The 18,347-nt window shown below is 55.3% G+C and carries 15 protein-coding genes; 10 read left to right on the forward strand and 5 right to left on the reverse strand.

What is annotated here, in order from left to right; genetic code table 11:
• Positions 1–870 precede the first annotated feature (870 nt).
• Entirely contained in the window at positions 871–1,584 is a 714-nt protein-coding gene (locus tag AABA21_RS09215) for a DsbA family oxidoreductase (protein ID WP_338249075.1), read from the forward strand.
• A gap of 178 nt (positions 1,585–1,762) precedes the next feature.
• On the opposite strand, the gene AABA21_RS09220 is transcribed toward AABA21_RS09215, so the two are convergent.
• The 3 genes from AABA21_RS09220 to AABA21_RS09230 are packed head-to-tail and all read right to left on the reverse strand — an operon-like array spanning position 1,763 to position 5,043.
• Entirely contained in the window at positions 1,763–2,668 is a 906-nt protein-coding gene (locus tag AABA21_RS09220) for a carbohydrate ABC transporter permease (RefSeq protein ID WP_338249076.1), read from the reverse strand.
• Positions 2,669–2,671: 3 nt separating this feature from the next.
• Entirely contained in the window at positions 2,672–3,598 is a 927-nt protein-coding gene (locus tag AABA21_RS09225) for a carbohydrate ABC transporter permease (RefSeq protein ID WP_338249078.1), read from the reverse strand.
• A gap of 41 nt (positions 3,599–3,639) precedes the next feature.
• Positions 3,640–5,043 carry an ABC transporter substrate-binding protein gene (locus AABA21_RS09230; RefSeq protein ID WP_338249080.1) on the reverse strand — a complete coding sequence of 468 codons (1,404 nt, stop codon included), beginning with the start codon at positions 5,041–5,043 and terminating at the stop codon, positions 3,640–3,642.
• A gap of 417 nt (positions 5,044–5,460) precedes the next feature.
• Here AABA21_RS09230 and AABA21_RS09235 point away from each other — a divergent pair, with 417 nt between their 5' ends.
• The gene (locus tag AABA21_RS09235; protein WP_338249082.1) at positions 5,461–5,757 is read left to right on the forward strand and encodes a hypothetical protein; all 297 of its coding nucleotides are present in this window, start codon (positions 5,461–5,463) and stop codon (positions 5,755–5,757) included.
• A gap of 117 nt (positions 5,758–5,874) precedes the next feature.
• On the opposite strand, the gene AABA21_RS09240 is transcribed toward AABA21_RS09235, so the two are convergent.
• Complete coding sequence (locus tag AABA21_RS09240) at positions 5,875–6,630, reverse strand: 3'-5' exonuclease (protein WP_338249084.1); 756 nt, start codon at positions 6,628–6,630, stop codon at positions 5,875–5,877.
• Positions 6,631–6,959: 329 nt separating this feature from the next.
• Here AABA21_RS09240 and AABA21_RS09245 point away from each other — a divergent pair, with 329 nt between their 5' ends.
• Together AABA21_RS09245 and AABA21_RS09250 are read left to right on the forward strand one after the other, a co-directional pair.
• A complete protein-coding gene (locus tag AABA21_RS09245; protein ID WP_338249086.1) occupies positions 6,960–8,246 on the forward strand; it encodes an acyl-CoA thioesterase/bile acid-CoA:amino acid N-acyltransferase family protein in 1,287 nt (428 codons plus the stop codon).
• A gap of 161 nt (positions 8,247–8,407) precedes the next feature.
• Complete coding sequence (locus tag AABA21_RS09250) at positions 8,408–8,620, forward strand: hypothetical protein (protein ID WP_338249088.1); 213 nt, start codon at positions 8,408–8,410, stop codon at positions 8,618–8,620.
• Between the two features lie 187 nt (positions 8,621–8,807).
• Here AABA21_RS09250 and AABA21_RS09255 read toward each other — a convergent pair whose 3' ends face one another.
• A complete protein-coding gene (locus AABA21_RS09255; protein WP_338249090.1) occupies positions 8,808–10,103 on the reverse strand; it encodes a D-glucuronyl C5-epimerase family protein in 1,296 nt (431 codons plus the stop codon).
• A gap of 365 nt (positions 10,104–10,468) precedes the next feature.
• Between AABA21_RS09255 and AABA21_RS09260 the strand changes: the two genes are divergently transcribed.
• From AABA21_RS09260 to AABA21_RS09285, 6 genes are all read left to right on the forward strand, one after another.
• The gene (locus AABA21_RS09260; protein ID WP_420917105.1) at positions 10,469–11,488 is read left to right on the forward strand and encodes an AAA family ATPase; all 1,020 of its coding nucleotides are present in this window, start codon (positions 10,469–10,471) and stop codon (positions 11,486–11,488) included.
• Complete coding sequence (locus AABA21_RS09265; RefSeq protein ID WP_338249094.1) at positions 11,478–12,479, forward strand: DUF58 domain-containing protein; 1,002 nt, start codon at positions 11,478–11,480, stop codon at positions 12,477–12,479. Before AABA21_RS09260 ends, AABA21_RS09265 begins: the two co-directional genes overlap by 11 nt.
• A complete protein-coding gene (locus AABA21_RS09270) occupies positions 12,479–13,423 on the forward strand; it encodes a VWA domain-containing protein (protein WP_338249096.1) in 945 nt (314 codons plus the stop codon). The genes AABA21_RS09265 and AABA21_RS09270 overlap by 1 nt, the downstream gene beginning before the upstream one ends.
• A gap of 173 nt (positions 13,424–13,596) precedes the next feature.
• Positions 13,597–14,505 carry a R2-like ligand-binding oxidase gene (locus AABA21_RS09275; protein WP_338249098.1) on the forward strand — a complete coding sequence of 303 codons (909 nt, stop codon included), beginning with the start codon at positions 13,597–13,599 and terminating at the stop codon, positions 14,503–14,505.
• A gap of 128 nt (positions 14,506–14,633) precedes the next feature.
• Positions 14,634–15,497, forward strand: a complete 864-nt coding sequence (locus AABA21_RS09280; protein ID WP_338249100.1) for an alpha/beta fold hydrolase — start codon at positions 14,634–14,636, stop codon at positions 15,495–15,497.
• Positions 15,498–15,728: 231 nt separating this feature from the next.
• Complete coding sequence (locus AABA21_RS09285; protein ID WP_338249102.1) at positions 15,729–18,257, forward strand: DUF8189 domain-containing protein; 2,529 nt, start codon at positions 15,729–15,731, stop codon at positions 18,255–18,257.
• Positions 18,258–18,347: the final 90 nt, after the last annotated feature.

Here is an 18,347-nt window from a genome sequence, read left to right on the forward strand (position 1 = left end):
TTAAAATAAATATATAACTCGAACTCGAAATTCGAGTCGCGAGGCAAAAAAATATTCATTGCCATTCATGTCATTTTCATGTCACAAATGTCATTTTTGAGCTTAACCGTATTGCTGCGACCCTGCCGCATGAATTTATTGTAACTATACTGTAATGAGATTGTAATTTTTGGTCATGCCAGGCATATATGCTGGACATATCCGTCATGTCGGTCGCGACATTTCTGTGTCATCTCTGACAATCATGTCAGCGTTGCCATGACAGGTTTGCTGCCATGTCTGACAGCCTTGTCCTTTGTACTATGGACCCATACAAGAGCTTTGGTGGCGACCAGCGCGATATCGCCGACTCTCTCTTATGCTTTTATATATGCTGCATAGACAAATTCCTTTTCATCATAGCTGCTTCTAGCTGACGCGGCAAGCCCCGAACTAAGTATTTGTGCTCGAATTTATACGTATAAATGTGCATTGTGAAGCGTTCTGTTTGCCTGTATAGTATGCTCGAAGAGCCAGGGAACGCATATTTATATGTTGAAGAAGCTTTCCAGGGGTCTCTTGTAGTGGGAGCATTTATGCGGTGTTTCCCCTCCTCCAGGTGATTGTATGTTTCTTTTGTACCTGCCAGATGGCGAGGACAGATGTGTCAGGGAAAGAGGTTTTGTAGATAGATGTGTCGTGACAGGCTTGAATGCCAGAGGACGGTTGTGTCAGACAGTGATGTCATAAAGATGATTATGACAGATGTGTCAGGACATGATTGTCAGATTGTCAGATCTGTCCACGTGTGGGTTATGACACAGGTGTCCATACTGAGAATAAAATGTGGGGCTGTGTTGTTGTGATAAGTAGATAAAGGAGGAGGAATGTATGAAAGTAGAGATCTGGTCCGATGTGGCCTGTCCCTGGTGTTATATAGGTAAACGTCGTTTCGAGGCAGCCCTGGCCGACTTCAAGCATAAAGATCAGGTCGAGGTGATCTGGCGCAGCTATCAGCTCGATCCGTCGGCGCCACGTACGTCTGAGACGAAAATGACCGAGGTACTGGCACAAAAATACGGCGTGAGCCCCCAGCAGGCCGAGGCCATGAACGAGCGTGTGAGCAAGTTGGCCGCTGAAGTAGGACTCGACTACCATATGGGCGATATCCGTCACAGCAACACCTTTGACGCCCACCGTCTGATCCATCTGGCGGCGCATCATAATGTGCAGGATGCCGCCAAAGAGCGTCTATTGAAGGCCTATTTTACCGAGGGCGCCCCCGTCGGCGACACGGAGACGCTGGTGAAGCTGGCTTCCGAAGTTGGTATCGACGCCGAAGAGGCACGTTCTATGCTGGCCAGCAACGCATATACTGATGAGGTGAGGGCCGACATCGAGCGCGCCCGCATGTTCGGCATTGAGGGTGTCCCCTTCTTCGCCATCGACGAAAAGTACGGCATCTCCGGTGCCCAGCCCACCGAAGTCTTCAAACAAGTCCTCGACCAGGCCTGGGCCGAATCCCACCCCCTCATCAAAATCGGCGCCGACAACACCGACAGCGGCTACTGCGAAGGCGACAGCTGCATCATCCCCCAGCAATAAAAAATTTTATACAGCAATCGGGTAAACAGTGGGGAGGTGCAGGAGGGGCGGTCAGCCCCTCTTGCCGGGGTTTGGGGTGTCCCCAACACTATCACATTATACAGCAACCGGGTAAACAGAGAGGCGGCCCTGCTTCGCGCAGGGCCGCCTCTCTGTTTACCCGGTTGCTGTATTTTTATTATCCTTTGACGCCGGTGAGGGTGATACCCTGGATAAAGGTTTTCTGCGCGAAGAAGAAAAGAATGATCACAGGGATCAACATGACGGTACTGGCCGCCATCAGGGCGCCGAACTCGGTGCTGTACTGTCCCTGGAAGAAAGAGAGGCCCAGGGAGACGGTGTAGCGCTGCGAGTCGCTGAGATAGATCAGGGGTCCCAGGAAGTCGCTCCACGATCCCAGGAACTGGAAGAGCGCCACGGTGGCGAGGGCCGGTTTGGCGAGTGGCAGGATCACCCGCCAGTAGATGGCCAGCTCGTTGGCCCCATCGATGCGTGCCGCCTCGGACAATTCTTTAGGAATGGTCATGAAGAACTGGCGCAGCAGGAAAATATAGATGGGGACGCCACAGTAGGTCGGGATGATCAGTGGCATATAGGTGTTGACCCAGCCCCAGGACTTGAACAGCGTGAAGAGGGGCACCATCGTGACATAAAAGGGGATCATGGTGGTGGCCAGGATAATGATAAACAGCGGTGTGCGCAGCGGCCAGTCGATGCGTGCCAGCCCATATGCTACGAACGAGCAGGAGAAGACCGCCCCGATAACGGCGAACAGGCAGATGACCAGCGTGTTGAACACATACAGCCCGAAGGGGACCGCCTGCAGCCCATAGATGTAGTGTTCCAGCGTAATGGGATCAGGGAACCAGACGATCGGGAAGGCGCTCAGTTGCGAGTCGATCTTGAGCGATCCGGTAACCATCCAGAAAAACGGGATGATAAAGAGGATGCTCAGGACAATCAGGGCGATATGCGCCAGAATCTGGGTACGCGGTTTGGCCTTGAGGTTCGTGTCATCGCGCTGCGTGGTGCCCGGTCGGATGACTTCCAGGTCCTGGGAGTAAATGTTTTCTTGAATGGCCATGATTTATGCTCCTCCATAATAAACGCGTCTGGCAACTATGCGGAAGGTAAGCGCCGTACACAGTAAGATGATGATGAAGAGGACCCAGGCCATCGCGTTGGCGTAGCCAACCTTGAAGTAGCGGAAGGCGTTCTGATAGAGGTACAGCGCCGCGATGAGGGTGGAGCCCGCAGGATCACCATTGCCGTTGGTGAGCACGAAGACCGGGGAGAAGTATTGGAATCCAGCGATCAGGCCGGTGACCAGCGCAAAGAACAGGTGCGGACTCAGAAAGGGCAGCGTGACATGGCGGAAGCGATTCCAGGAGGTGGCGCCGTCAACCTGGGCGGCATCCTGCAGATCGCGCGGCACGTCCTGCAATCCTGCCAGTAGAATGATCATCAGATTCCCCACGCCCCACAGGCTGAGAATGATCAGGGTCGGCTTCGCCCAGTCCGGACTGGACAGCCAGCCGGGTCCCGTAATGCCGAAGATCTGCAGGATGTTGTTGAGGACCCCATACTGCGGGTTAAAGACATAACCGAACACGACGGCCGAGGCCACGATCGGCACAATGCTTGGCAGGTAAAAGATGGTGCGATAAACGGCGATGCCTTTCGTTTTGACATTCAGCAGCAGCGCCAGCGTAAGCGCAACAATGATGCCCAGGGGCACCGAAAAAATGAGGATATACACGGTGTTGTAGAGCGAGCTCCACCAGTTGTCATCTCCAAACAGATCGATATAGTTGGTCAGGCCGAGAAACTTGTAGGGCCCGAACATCGAATATGAGGTGAAGCTATAGTAAAAGGACATGATTAACGGGTAGGCAGTAAATAAGAGGAGGCCGATAATGGCCGGTGAGGTGAAGAAGAGGCCCCACAGAAAATTGCGGCGCTGCAGGGGGCTCAATTTTCGTTTCTGGACACTTTGCACATTTATGGTAGACACCAGAACCTCCTTGTTGTGCTATAGCTGTGCATTGTCAGGAGTTACAGGCCATGTTCGCGGTTGAAGTCATCCCATTCTTTGGTGGTGCGTCTTTTGACTTCTTTGAGGGCCTCCAGTGGAGTCATCTTGCCATAGACGGCATCTCCAACCAGGTCGTTGAGGATTCCTGCATAGAATGAGCCAACTGGAATCGCGGGCCGCGAATGTTTGGCGTTGACCAGCGTGGTGTAGTACGGGGCCATCACCGGATCATTTTTGATTTTTTGCAGTACGGGGGCTTTGCTGTAGCCAGGTGGGAAACCAACCGTGTCCCACTGGGCCTGTGTGCCCTCATCGCTGGTGCTGACCCACTTGATGAACTCCCAGGCCGCATCGGGATTTTTCGCGCCGGTGGGGATAAAGAGGCTCCAACCGCCCAGCCAGCCTCCCGCGCCTGGCTGCGTGGCTCCGGGTCCCTGCGAGGGCAGCAGTCCAGCCCCGATTTTCATTTTCGGTAGAGCTTTCACGATGTCACGATAGTTGGGAGCCACCAGCGGAGCCATCCCTATGTTGCCGGTCGAGAATGGATGTAATTGCAGGTTTGGAGGCGTGACGGCGACCCGGTCCGCGCCACCAACGTTTTTGGCATACTGCACGATCCATTCCAATGCCTTCACAACGTATTCGTTGTCGGGCGTTACCACCTGCTTCTCGCGATCATAGAACTCGCCACCAAAGGCCCAGCCCCAGGTAAAGATGGAATTGCTGGCTCCATAACTGTCCCAGGGGATCATGCCGATGCGGGAAATATTGCCATTGGTTCTCTTATTGATCTTCTGCGAGAACTCATTGACCTCATCAATGGTCTGCGGACCCTTGTTGGGATCGAGTCCCGCCTCTTCAAAGATCTGTTTGTTCCAGAAGAAAGGAAAGTTAGCGTCGGCATCCCACTGCACCTGCCAGACCTTCCCGTTCCAATTCATGTCGTTCCAGGCGGCGGGCCAGAAGTCATCTCCCGTTATTCCTGACGCCTTGATGTAGGGAGTCAGGTCTGTCATAATGCCCTGCGCGGCCCATTGGGGGGTACTAAATGGAGTCAGTTGCGCCAGGTCGGGTGGATTGCCGCCGGCGATAGCGGTTAGCAACTTGGGATTATCACCGCCGCCGCCGCCACCGGCTGGCGCATAGGTGATCTTGACGCCGATCTCAGTTTGAGACTCCTCAAACTTGCGGGCCAGACTGACCCAGTGATCATTATCAACACCACCGAATACATTATAGAGCTCGATGACGGTCTTGCGTCCCTGCGCAGCCTCTTTACCTTGCGCAGATAGCGTGGGTGAGGGCGCTCCCAGAATGACGCCACAGCCTGAAAGGCCGAGCGCCGTTGTCCCTAACCCTATGGTTTTTAAGGCCGTTCGGCGACTGAGCCGACGTGCCACAGTGCGCTGAAGATTGTTGGTCAATGCCTTCTCCTTTGAGGTGATAGACGAACTCTCTTAGCCAGGCAACCGGGTTACATATATATGACGATCATGAGCGTATGCTTTTAACATATTTCTTTAGCAATTTCTTTGCCTTTGCAAAGCTTTCACTTAATCGTCCTATATGTTACATGATTATCTAAAAATATAACATAAATATAACCAAAAGAAAATATATTGAAAGCATACGAAATATGGAAGGGGTTTGATTTCCTGCGCCCTCATACGAGAGGGCGCAGGAAATCAAACCCCTTCCATAATACTGGCCCCTTGACAGGGAAACTGGTTATCATATATGTTATGCCTGTGGCGTGAAAAACTATCTGAAAGTTTCCTGTACAGCTTTTTTCTTTTTTGTCGCTGATGAGATAACCATGATCAATGGGAGGTTTCAGGACCATGCCAGAGCAAGAGCGTCCGCAAGATGTGAATGCGCAGCCGCAAAATCCCGAGCAGTTTCAGGCTGCGCGTGAAACGGCTGAACAAAAGATCCGCCAGGCGATCGACCAGTACGCGTCTAAGATTCCTGGTGGGGAACAGTTTGCCAGCCAGGCTAAAGATGCCGCGACAAACGTGCTGAATACGCTGGAGAAGGAGGCGGGGAATCGGTTGGGTGGCATTGTGAGTGGCGCGGGAGGTATTCTCGGAGGGTTGTTTGGGAAGCGCAAACAGGAGGATGAGCCTCCACCCAGTTAGTTGCAGGCACGGTACTGTGCAAGCTGTCGTAGTGCGCAGCGGCATTCTGGTAGTCGGGTACCTCTTATGTGCTCGCTACTGGAATGCCAGTTTTTTTGTGCCTGCCTTCGCCTCTGATCAGGATTCCAGGCTGGCCAGGACCAGTAGGAGCTGTCTGATGGCCTCTGCATTTTCGCTGGCCCGCTGATCTCCTGTTCCAATGCCAAACTCACCGCAAGCCTCGCTGAGATCGTGGAGCTTATATTCTCGCTCCGAGATCTTTTCTCCGGCATAGAGCGCGTATTTGGTCATCATACAGTGCGAGACGATGGCCGGCAGCGCCAGTTGATAGCGGGCCGCCTCCTGGCGCAGGCTACGCAGATAGAAAGCCGCGTTGTAGATGATTAATTCATTCTGGATCAGCAATGGATAGATCTGTGGCCAGATCTCTGGAAAGTTTGGAGCCTGTGCCAGCTGATTGGTGGGGATTCCCTGTAGATCTCCCTCGGTTACCGTGAGAGGCTGGCCCGGCTTGATAAGGGAATTAAAGACGATCTGACCGTAGATATCGACGATGGCCAGTTCAATGATTTCTTCGTTGCTCGCGATGGTAAGTGTCTTGCTGGCGAGGATCAGTGGTCGGCGCCGAACGATCTGTTGGGCCCAGCGCAGTACGGCCAGCCGTTCATTGGTAAGATTGACGGACTGAGTGGGAGGAGGCGTCACAGGTGGCTGCGCTTTCCGATTGTGGATGGCCTGCATGGCCTTTTCTGGCGTGGTCGTCTTCCCCTGCGGATCCTTTAAAATCCACTGACTATTTTCCTTGGCCCAACGATAGCCATGGCGTTTGAGCGTCGCATTCTGTTGAGCTCTCTCCTCGTTGTCCAGCGCCATTTCATTCGCTCTCCTCTCAACCAATCGATGATCTAGGTGCAATATACCATACTCTTCTTTTGAGGGCAATAAACAGAAAAATTTTATGAAAACGCTATTTGTCCTTATTGATCGCTTTATTTATACGCGTGCAGCACGTTTATTATCAATTAGAACTGTATCTATCTAACGTTGTTGTGCAACCGTAGATAGATCATGTTTGCAATGCCGATGTTTCGCACCTACAGTGCTCACGAGTTCGTTTTGTGTTGGTGCATGGGGCGCGCATCCGTGCCCCATGCACCAACACAAAAAAACAATAATGATGAAGACGAGGAAATAAAGAAGCTATGACCATTCAATTACAGGTGACACCTGAGAGGGCGCTGGTCGATGTTCCGGTTGAGATTGTTTGTACTGGTTGTCAGCCGGGACAACAGGTGACGCTGCGCGCCAGGACGCTGGATAGTGATCAGAATTCATGGGAGGCGTATGCTACCTACCGGGCCGATGAGCAGGGCGAGGTGCGGCCCGCGTCACAGGAGGCGCTTTCTGGTACCTACCAGGGCGTTGACGCGATGGGCCTGTTCTGGTCGCTGCAGCCAAAAGGGAAGAGGCGCAGGCCATCCTCTTTGAGCTGGCGTTCTGAAGAACCCCTTCACGTTCAACTGGTGGCCGAGATCGATGGGCAGGCGGTGGCACAGTTCGATGTCGAGCGCGTCCTTATCTCACCAGATGTCGAGAAGGTCGACTTGAACGAGCAGGGGCTGGTCGGAACCCTCTATCATCCAAAGGCAGAGGGACGCTATCCCGCCGTGCTCATCCTCAGTGGTTCCGATGGCTTACCACGTCCCAACCAGGCCGCTGTACTGGCCTCGCATGGTTACGCGGCGCTCTCACTGGTCTACTTCAATGCTCCGGAATTGCCCCGGACGCTGGCCAATATACCACTGGAATACTTCGAGAAGGCGATCGGCTGGCTGCAGGAGCAATCTTTTGTGGACGAGGAAAAGATCGGCGTCATCGGCCTGTCGCGTGGTGGTGAGCTAGCCCTGCTGCTGGGCGCGACGTTTCCGGCCATTAAGGCTGTGGTTGCTGGTTCTCCCAGTGGTATGACCCATGCTGGCTTCGGTGGGCGCGGCGGTTACGACGTCCCTTCCTGGACATATCATGGTGAGCCTCTCTCTTATCCGAAGTCTCACATCACTTTCTGGCAGGTGCTCTCCTGGACGGTCAACGGATTAAGAAGGCGCCCCTTTGAGATGAAGAGCATTTTTGTGCAGATGTTGCAAGATCAGGAAAACATAAAGGCGGCCACCATTGCGGTGGAAAAGACGCAAGGCCCTATCCTGCTCATTTCTGGCGATGATGATCGGATGTGGCCATCGAACCTGTTTTCTGAAATGGTGGTTGAGCAGCTGCGCGAGCAGCAGTTTCCGTATGCTTATGAGCACCTGGATTACGCTGGTGCCGGCCACTTTGTCTGTTTCCCCTATGGCTATCCCTACTTCCCGCCGACCTACCTTCCTTTGAATGGTATGGCCTTTGGTGGAAGCGCCGCCGCCAATGCCGCCGCGCTCAAAGACTCCTGGCCAAAGATCCTGGCCTTTTTCGAGCGGCATTGGCAGCCCACTTAGTACTAGGACTAATGGTCATACAAGTGTTGATCTGGCCTCTCTGTAAGTTGTTATATGTAGATGGAGTTGTGCTTGTATCTTCGCGCATATATAGCATACCTCTGCTTCAAGCTTATTTTGAACGCTATCATATATTTCTTATAGGAAGGTTTTATCCACATATGAAATCAACCAAGCTGATGCTGATGGGCATCTTGTTGATGTTGCTGGCTGTATGCCTGGCCACTAGCATCTCCCAGGCGCTCTTTAATATGTCCGCCAGCAATCCTCCAATTATTCTGAAGTTTTTTCCAGGTATCGAAGCATTTCTGGTCGTGATTGGTTTTGTGATGGGGGTGGTGGGCTTTTTTCAAAGAGAGAACATGACCCGGTAGGTGCCAGGCTTGCCCTGGCTTGCTGCGAAGCGGCCCCGTACCCGGACGCTTAAGTTCCACCAAGGATGATCTCTTTCTCAGCGTTCTCTGGGAATGATCACGTTGTGGTGGAACTTAAGCGTCCGGGTACGGGGCCGCTTCGCGGCAAGCGCCCGCAAGGGGCGCACCTACGATATATGTGTGCCGCTTAATAGGGGATCACGGGCATCTCGGTCTGTTGTAATGCGTCGAGAGCCAGACCCATGGCCTCGGTTGTAAAGTAGTTCTCCTGCTGTGGCTGCCCACTGGCATCGTTTGAGACGTAGATCTGGAAATCTGGCGTTACCCGGTAGAAGTAGCCGTGGTAGTTCGGCTCATAGAATCTGGTAGCCAGTAACGAGACCAACTGCTGCTGCTTATCCAGAAACACCTGCGGTCTGCCGATGGCGCGCATCACCTGGTTAAAGCGATAGAGGCCGATCAGGGTATGTGCCTGTGCCCGCGTCTCCTTATATTTTTGCTCCAGCTTGCCGCTATTCAAGTCCAGGGCGAAGTAGAGCCCTCCATTGCTTTGATCCCACAGTCCACTGCTGACCAGCAGACTCTGTAATACCTGGCTGGCGACGTCTAGATACTGTTGATCATGGGTCAGCATATAGGCTTCCATCAAGGCCTCGACGACGCTCCCCTGGGTACTGGCTTTCGCCTGGTCATTGGTGACGACCTCGGTTCCGTCGCTATTCACCATCATGTTGTTATAAAAGAGGTGCGATTGCAGATTGTACGAGGCCGCCAGCGCGGTCGTCAGGGTGGATTTGCCCGCCTGGATCCAGGCAGGTTGGTGCCAGCGCGTGCCCGCGTCCATCAGCGCGGCCCCGGCGGTAATGGAATGCTCAACGCTATAGACGCCGGGCGTATGCGACTTATTGTAGAGCAGATTCAGCGCTGGATCGAACCAGTGGGTATAGTAGTTGCTGGCCGCCATGCTGGCCTCCTGGGTCAGCACCGGATCATTCAGGAAAAAGCCGTCGCGCAACAGATAGAAGTAGACCCATCCCTTCGGCAGGTTATAGTTGAAGAATTCGTAATGGACAATGGGAGTTATCTTCTGGATCTCCAGGTCGTAGCGTGTATCTCCACGGTGAAGAAATTTGTATTCCGCCAGCGCGTTAAGATAGAAGAGATCTGTCTGTATATCATGGCTGGTGGGCGGATCGTCGTTGGTATTGGGGTTGACCTTGTTGATCTGGGTGGGATTGTTCATCATCCAGTTGACGTAGAGCCCACCGGTCGTGAGCGATTTGGTCTTCGCGTTTGGATTAAAGCCGTTGACACTGATATTGAGCAGGACCTGCTGGGCCACCTGGTCAATGGCCTGGTCCAGTCCACCGCTTTTGAGCTTGCCATGAGCCGCCCGAGCCTGCATCCCGGTCAGCAGCATACTACTTACGCTATAAAACAGCACAAATAGAACCACCAGAGATACTTTACACCTTTTCTGCATCAGCCACCTCCCACTTCTCTATCTATGGTTATGATACCTACTTGTATTGTACGGGATGCCATGAAATCTCTGGTTGACCAGAGATTTCATGGCATCCCGTTATCATTAATATAAAAGGGCAGCAGGAGATGAACCTACCCCTTGCCGATAATAATTCTCGTAGGTGCCGGGCTTGCCCTGGCTTTCTGACTCCAATACTTTCAACATAACATGTGTTGGTGCATGGGGGCGCTGATGCGCCCCCATGCACCAACACAAAAATGAGTGCGGCCGCGTAGCGGCCGCGCATGTGGGTGCGCTCGCGCCTCCCCAGGGTGATGCGAGTAAGACCCACGCTCAAAGATATAAAAAAGAAGAAAAGGACAATGCTTATGACTCACGTTCAGCGGTCTTTTGCGCCTCCGGCAACTCAGCCTTCGCTGATTGAGCCGTTATTGTTCGAAGTAAAGCGTTTGATTGTGGGACAGGATCATCTTTTGGAGCGCCTTCTGGTGGCGCTGTTAGCGCGCGGCCATGTGCTGCTGGAGGGGGTGCCAGGACTGGCAAAGACGGCGACCATTAAGGCGCTGGCCCAGGTTGTAGGTGGCAGCTTTGGGCGTGTGCAGTTTACCCCTGACCTGGTGCCGGCTGACCTGGTGGGAACGCGTATCTATAACGCCAAAAGCGCTGAATTTGTGACTGAACTGGGTCCTATTTTCGTCAACCTCCTGCTGGCCGATGAGATCAATCGCTCGCCCGCTAAAGTTCAATCTGCCCTGCTCGAAGTGATGCAGGAGCGCCAGGTCACGATCGGCAAGCAGACTCACTTTGTGCCCGATCCATTTTTAGTGCTGGCCACTCAAAATCCGATCGAATCGGATGGCACATATCCCCTCCCCGAGGCGCAGCTGGATCGCTTTATGTTTAAGGTGCTGGTCAACTATCCCTCCTATGAGGACGAAATTGTGATTGTCGAGCGTGTGACAGGCACCAATATCACGCTCAAGACCTTGTTGACCCCGGAGCATCTGCGGGCCTTTCAGCAGCAGGTGGATCAGATCTATGTCGACCCGCATGTGGTGTTCTACGCGGCTACCCTGGTGCACGCGACGCGTGAGCCGGCACAGCATGGACTACAGCACCTGCAACATATGCTACTCTATGGCGCTAGTCCCCGCGCCTCTATTAACCTGATCACGGGCGCGCGGGCGCTGGCTTTTATGCGTGGTCGACCATATGTGCTGCCCAGGGATGTAGCGGACCTGGCGTTGGATGTGCTGCGCCATCGTCTCGTGCTGAGCTATGAGGCGGTGGCCGATGGGGTCTCGCCCGACACCATTGTGGGTGACCTGTTGCGGCGTTTCCCACCTCCACATATTGATCTGGGAGATCGCTATGTGGCCTGATTCCCTCATCAAGCTCTGCAAGTCCCTGCTGGCTCGCGAAGAGCCCGATGCTCGGCCTTCACAGAGCCGGTCCGCGCCATCTGCCCACGTGTTGCGGCGGCTGGACTGGCACTTGATGCGTCCACTGGCCAGCTCTCTAGGTGGCAGCGAACGCTCGCCATTTCTGGGACCAGGCGTCGAGTTCTCAGAGATTCGCGCCTATCAGCCGGGCGACGATATTCGCTTTATCGATTGGAACATCTCAGCGCGCTCGGAGCAGCCGATGCTGCGCGAGGCCTACGTCGAGCGTGCGGCCGATGTCTGGTTTTTGCTGGACCTGAGCGCCTCGACCCGCTGGGGGACGGCCGATTGCCTCAAGCTGGATCGTGCCCTTGAGTTTGTGACTCTGGCTGGCCAGCTCTTGAATCGAGCGGGCAATCGCCTGGGGGCGCTGTTATTCGCCGCGCGACCACTGGTCGTCATCCCGCCCTCGGTAGGACAACTGCACCTTCAGCAGCTGTTGGTGCGTGCGCGCCAGGCACAGTCAGGCGAGGATGTGGGACCCACCGATCTGTCGGCGGCCATCACAAAGGTCCAGGCGGTAATGCGGCGGCGTGCCCTGGTAATCATCGTCTCTGATTTTCTGGTGATGGCCGGCTGGCAGGGTGCGCTCAGCAAATTAGCCCGGCGCCACGAGGTGATCGCCGTGCGCCTGTCGGACCCACGCGAAGGATTGCTCCCGGATATAGGACTGGTGACGCTGGAAGATCCAGAAACGGGCCGGCAGTTGTTTGTGGATACAGCTGATGCCCGCTTGCGTGGGCGATTTGTACAGGCGGCCCAACAGCAGAGTGAACAGTTGCGGACCGACCTGCTGAAGTGTGGAGCCGAACTCCTTCAGATCAGTACCGATGAAGATGCGTTGAGCAGCCTGATCCGCTTTTTACGCACCAGGCATGCGCGTCGGCCACAGGCGGCGCTGGCCGCGACCCGTGGGAAAGGGGATGTGTGATGACTTTTCAGTGGCCCCTCTGTCTTATAGCCTTGATAATCGTGCCGGTGCTCACCTGGCTCTATGTGGCCGCGCAGAAGCGGCGCCGTACCTATGCCATACGCTTTACCAATCTGTCTCTGCTTGAGCGCGTGGCTGGGAAGGGACCTGGTATGCGGCGGCATATCCCACCTGTCATTTTCGGACTGGCCCTGATCGCTTTGATAACAGGGATGGCGCGTCCGATGGCCGTGATCGCGTTGCCGCGTGATCGCGCCAATGTCATGCTGGTGTTCGATGTGTCTGGCTCTATGAGATCGACGGATATGACACCCAGCCGTATCATGGCGGCGCGGCAGGCGGCCCATCTATTCGTCAATGCCCTGCCAGCCAGCGTGCAGGTCGGCGTGATCAGCTTTAATAACGTGGCCGAGGTGCGGGCTCCGCTCACCTCGGATCACAGTCTGATCCAGCACTCAATCGATACCTTGCAGCCCGGTGGGGGGACCGCCATTGGCGATGGATTGAATGCGGCCCTGGACCAGTTGCGGCAGCAGGCGAAGGATAATAACGGCAATATTATTCCCGCCACGATTGTGTTGCTCTCCGATGGTGCCAGCAATTCGGGTTCCGATCCGATGCAGGCAGCCCAGCGCGCTCATCAGCAACATATCAGAGTCAACACGGTCGGCGTGGGGGCGCGCAGCAGCGTATCAGTTGGTGAGGGGCGTGCGTCATCTGCCCTGGATGAGGCGGCCCTGAAAGCGATCGCCGACCAGACCGGTGGCCGCTACTTCTACGCCGGAGCCACGAAGACGCTGCACCAGGTCTATACAGATCTCAGCCGGCAGATTAGCTGGATGACCGAGACTACCGAGATTTCAGCCTTGCTTAGCGCCCTCGGTGTGATACTTTTTCTGCTTGCCGGTTGCCTTAGCTTGCGCTGGTTCCAGCATTTCCCCTAGTCCTGTCCCTGGTTTACTAGAAAACGTATTCTTTTCTACTGCTACTATAGCTTCTTTAATGCCTGTAAATGTATAATATAAATATGCTGCTATTGTTTGTGTAGCTGGCAACCGTCATCGTATAGTGTCTTGTAACTTCGACTCATTGCAGAGAGAAAGCAGGCAAACAGAAGATGGCCAACCTGATGCAACATTCAACCTTCCAGACCACCGGTAGTGTGGGGCTACGCCATGATACCCTCCCGATGCGCCTCTATCATAAAGCCAAGAAGCTGGGTACCTGGGACCCGCGCAGCCTTGATTTCACACAGGATGTCCTGGACTGGCAGCGCTGCAGTCCCGAGGAGCAGGAGACGCTGCTGACGCTGACCTCCCTCTTTCAGGCGGGTGAAGAGAGCGTAACGCTGGACCTGCTGCCCTTGATTACCGCCGTGGCCCAGCAGGGACCGCTGGAAGAGGAGATGTTCCTGACCACGTTCCTGTTTGAGGAAGCCAAGCACACGGAATTTTTCCGGCGCTTTCTGGATGATGTGGCGAGTGTCAAAAAAGATCTGCATATGTATCATTCCACCAGCTACCGCAAAATATTTTACGAGGAACTTCCCCAGACGATGTCGGCTCTGCTGACCGATACCTCCCCGGCCGCCCAGGTGCGCGCCTCCGTGACCTACAACATGATCGTTGAAGGGGTGCTGGCCGAGACCGGCTACCAGGCTTATTTTGATATGCTGGAACGCAACCAGATCATGCCTGGCCTCAAGCAGGGCATTACCTACGTCAAGCGCGACGAGTCTCGCCACATCGCCTATGGCATCTTCCTGATCTCGCGCCTGGTCCTGCAGCAGCCGGAGCTATGGGATATGATTGAGGTGCGCATGAATGAACTGCTGCCCTATGCCCTGGGCGTCATTCAGGAAACAGACTCCTCTTTGCCCGCCGGTGAAGAGAATCGTTTCGGCATCCGATTGACCGACTATGCCGGATTTGCTATGGACCAGTTCGATAAGCGCATGCAGAAGATTGCGAAGGCGCGCCAGCAGACCCTTGATCAGCTCTTCCATGAGCAGGATGATCTCTCCTAGGTTTTATATGCTAATACAACAGGGACGTGAGTGCGTCCCTGTTGTATTAGCATATAATGGACTCTGAACATCGTAAATGCGAAAGCTCAGACCTGATTGGCAGCGATTATTTTATGAGAAGGATGTATATGGATACGTTACCTACCGGTATTTCGGCGAACGAGATTGATCGTTACGTGGAGCATGGTTACGCGGAGAATCAGGGCGTTAAGATTCACTACGCGGCGCTGGGAAGCGGTCCGCTGGTTGTGATGGTGCATGGCTTCCCCGATTTCTGGTATAGCTGGCGCCACCAGATGCTGGCTCTGGCCCCGCAGTATCGCGTGGTGGCGCTGGATCTACGCGGCTACAACTTGAGCGACAAGCCAAAAGATGGCGCGCTGTATTCCATGCGGTACCTGGTTGGAGACATCCAGGCGGTGATCCAGGCTCAGGGACAGCAGCGTGCGATCGTCATCGGACATGACTGGGGCGGCGCTATCTCCTGGCAGTTCGCGATCCATGTTCCTCAGATGACCGAGCGCCTGGTTATCCTTAATCTCCCACATCCACAGAGCTTTTCGCGTGAGCTGGCCAATAATCCTCAGCAGCAGGAAAATAGCCAGTACGCGCGCAACTTCCAGATGGAGGGGGCGCACACAAAGCTTTCGGCCGAAGCGCTCAGCGAATGGGTGAAGGACCCTGAGGCGCGCGCGCACTATATCGAAGCCTTCCAGCGCTCGGACTTTGAAGGCATGCTGCAATACTACAAACAGAACTATCCACGTCCTCCCTATCAGGAGATCACCACCCCCATGCCTAAAGTTCAGACCTCCGTGCTGCAGATCCACGGCCTGCAGGATCGCTATCTGCTGCCCGGCGCCCTGAACGGCGCCTGGCAATACATCGAAAAAGACTGGACCCTGATGACGGTCCCCGAGGCTGGCCACTTTGTCCAGCATGACGCTGCCGACCTCGTCTCCCGAACCATCCTCAGCTGGCTCAACCGTTAATCCGCCGCGCCCCGGCACCTCATGCATGATAACACCCATTCCCCTCCCCGTAGGTGCCGGGCTCGCCCCGGCTTCCCGTACCCATGCCGCCCGTTCCCCCCGTAGGTGCCGAGCTCGTCCCGGCTTATAGTACTTTCGCACCGATTTTCTTATAGTGGAAAAGTAGTAGCGGCCTTTCATGGTAAAATGATATTGCTCATGTAACTTGTAAGGACAGGAGGAGACGGCGCGATGACCTACGATGTCAGTAAGAAGCTTGGGAATTATCGGCTGCTGGAGGTGCTCGGACAGGGCGGCTTCGCCGATGTATACCTGGGTGAACATGTATATTTGAAGACATCGGCGGCCATTAAAGTGTTGCGTCTGCAGTTGAGTCAGGATGCGCTGGCGCGCTTTCTGGGTGAAGCGCGTACGATCGCGCGCCTGGGTCATCCAAACATAGTGCCGGTGCACGATTTCGGCATCGAGAATGATGTTCCCTTCCTGGTAATGGGCTATGCCCCATATGGCTCTCTGCGCCAGTTGCATCCCATCAATAGTATTGTGCCCCTGTCGACGGTAGTTGGGTATGCGAAGCAGATGGCCCAGGCCCTGCAGTATGCGCATGAGCGCAAGATTATTCATCGCGACGTGAAGCCGGAAAATATGTTGCTGGGTGAGCAGCAGCAGTTGATGTTGAGCGATTTTGGGATCGCCGTGACCACGCAGAGCATGCCCAGTAATCCGATGCTGCCCAGGGCGGATCATGGCCAGGCGATTGGCACGACAACCTATATGGCCCCCGAACTGTTTACCTCCGAGGCCGTGTTCGCCAGCGATCAATATTCGCTGGGCGTGGCGATCTATGAATGGCTGTGTGGTGCGCCGCCCTTCAGCGGTTCCGATATGGAGATCGCCCTGCAGCACGTCCATATCACGCCACCCGCGCTGATCGATAAGGTTGCTATCCCGGCCGAGGTCGAGCAGGTGGTCATGAGGGCGCTGGCCAAGCGCCCCGAAGATCGGTACCCTTCGATGCTCGATTTCGCTGCCGCCTTTGAACAGGCCGCGCTGGGCTCTACTCCCCATGCCTCGTCCGAGGTGATCTCTTCGACCCTGCTGTCATCTGCTATCGAGCAGACACCTCTTGCCGTGCCGCCTCCATCTACGCCGTCAGTAGAGCCTAAGGGGTCAGGTGAGGATGTGAGGTCGCGGGCTGAAGTGCCTGTGGAGACGTCGCCTGCTTCATCTGTCGGCCCCGCCAAAAAGACTGAGATTGTGCGCTCATCGCTGGGTCTGCCGTATTCTGTCAGGTCAAAGGCTCTGCAATTGCCAGCCAAAGAAGTTAGCCCGGCGGCACCGGCAAAAAATGTGCCGCTGGTCTCGTTAAAATTACCAGCGCATAGTGCGGGGGTGTCCAGGCGGCTTACCGATTATCGCGCCGATTCTCAGGGGCCTGTTGCCGATGGTGCCTCTGACGAACGACCATTGCGCCTCTGGTCTTTTGCCTCTGCCGGTGAAGGATCGGCCGATGATGCGGCGGTTGTGGATACCTCGGTGTCTCCTGCTGACCATGATCGATCGGCGCTTGCCTCTTTAAAGCAGCGCTGGTCTGAGCAGGCGGCTCCGGCGCTCAAGCACCTGTGGATGGATCAAGCGGCTCCGGCGCTCAGGCATCTGTGGGTGGATCAGACGGTGCCAGCGGTACATAAGATGGTGCAGACGCAGTCAGCGCCCGCAATTCCACCTTCTATGCAGCGGCCTCCGCAGGGGGTCTCGCGCCGCGTAGTCCTCGGCGCCCTGGGCGGAGTGATTGTGGCCAGTGTTGCGGGCGGCGTGACTATGATCAGCTGGCAACAGGCTTTTCAGGGGCAGCACAATTCATCCTCAACACCGCTACCCGCCCATCATCCTACCCCGACTGTACAGTCCACGCCTACTCAGCAGGCGCCTTCGCCAACGGCGGTGCCTCAGAACGCCGTGGTGCTGGGATCGACGCGACCGGCCATCGCATCCTGGGGTCCCAATCAACTGGATCTGTTCGTGCGTGGGACCGATAATGGCTTATGGCAGCGCCACTACGATGGTACCTGGCATGATTGGATGCGCGTGCTTGATGGCCTGGCCTTTGATCCTACCGTGGCCGCGTGGAGTCCCGGTCGCTTCGATGTCTTTGCCCGTGGTCTTGACGGCACCCTGCAGCATGCGTGGTACGACGGCAGCTGGCATCCGTGGGAATCGCTTGGGGGTTCGCTCACCTCGGACCCGTCCGTTGCCTCATGGGGACCGAATCAGTTAGATGTTTTTGTGCGCAGCGTCGATAACGCCCTCTGGCATAAAGGTTTTAATGGTGCCTGGCATGACTGGGAACACCTCGACGGCGTCCTGCTCGCCAGCCCTTCGGCGACCACCTGGGGACCGAATCGGTTGGACGTTTTTGTGCGCGGCGCTGATAGCGCGCTCTGGCATCGTGGCTATGATGGCAACTGGCACGACTGGGAATCGCTCGGCGGCTCCTTTGAGTCAGACCCGGCCGCTGTCTCGATCGCCCCCAATCACCTGGATGTTTTTGTGCGCGGAGCCGGAAACATCCTGCAGCAGCGCAGCTTCGATGGCGCCTGGCACGACTGGCAGACCCTGACTGGCGTGCTGACCACCAGCCCATCCGCCACCACCTGGGGCAATGGCCGCATCGATGTCTTCTCCCGTACCGCCAATAACGTCCTGCAGGAAACCTGGTATCAAAACGGCGCCTGGCAGCCCTGGCTCTCCCTCAGCTAGCCACCTTTTTGTGATAACATTTTGCATGTTATGAATGATCAGCGGAAACAGTCTCAGCGCACCCATATAACGAATCCAGACACCCTCAAT

Source organism: Dictyobacter halimunensis, assembly GCF_036245075.1.

Coding starts and splice junctions, on each gene's coding strand:
- AABA21_RS09235 (WP_338249082.1), top strand. CDS start 5,461: ATGCCAGAGCAAGAGCGTCCGCAAGATGTGAATGCGCAGCCGCAAAAT.
- AABA21_RS09280 (WP_338249100.1), top strand. CDS start 14,634: ATGGATACGTTACCTACCGGTATTTCGGCGAACGAGATTGATCGTTAC.
- AABA21_RS09215 (WP_338249075.1), top strand. CDS start 871: ATGAAAGTAGAGATCTGGTCCGATGTGGCCTGTCCCTGGTGTTATATA.
- AABA21_RS09245 (WP_338249086.1), top strand. CDS start 6,960: ATGACCATTCAATTACAGGTGACACCTGAGAGGGCGCTGGTCGATGTT.
- AABA21_RS09240 (WP_338249084.1), bottom strand. CDS start 6,630: ATGGCGCTGGACAACGAGGAGAGAGCTCAACAGAATGCGACGCTCAAA.
- AABA21_RS09270 (WP_338249096.1), top strand. CDS start 12,479: ATGACTTTTCAGTGGCCCCTCTGTCTTATAGCCTTGATAATCGTGCCG.
- AABA21_RS09285 (WP_338249102.1), top strand. CDS start 15,729: ATGACCTACGATGTCAGTAAGAAGCTTGGGAATTATCGGCTGCTGGAG.
- AABA21_RS09220 (WP_338249076.1), bottom strand. CDS start 2,668: ATGGCCATTCAAGAAAACATTTACTCCCAGGACCTGGAAGTCATCCGA.
- AABA21_RS09255 (WP_338249090.1), bottom strand. CDS start 10,103: ATGCAGAAAAGGTGTAAAGTATCTCTGGTGGTTCTATTTGTGCTGTTT.
- AABA21_RS09250 (WP_338249088.1), top strand. CDS start 8,408: ATGAAATCAACCAAGCTGATGCTGATGGGCATCTTGTTGATGTTGCTG.
- AABA21_RS09275 (WP_338249098.1), top strand. CDS start 13,597: ATGGCCAACCTGATGCAACATTCAACCTTCCAGACCACCGGTAGTGTG.
- AABA21_RS09265 (WP_338249094.1), top strand. CDS start 11,478: ATGTGGCCTGATTCCCTCATCAAGCTCTGCAAGTCCCTGCTGGCTCGC.
- AABA21_RS09260 (WP_420917105.1), top strand. CDS start 10,469: ATGCTTATGACTCACGTTCAGCGGTCTTTTGCGCCTCCGGCAACTCAG.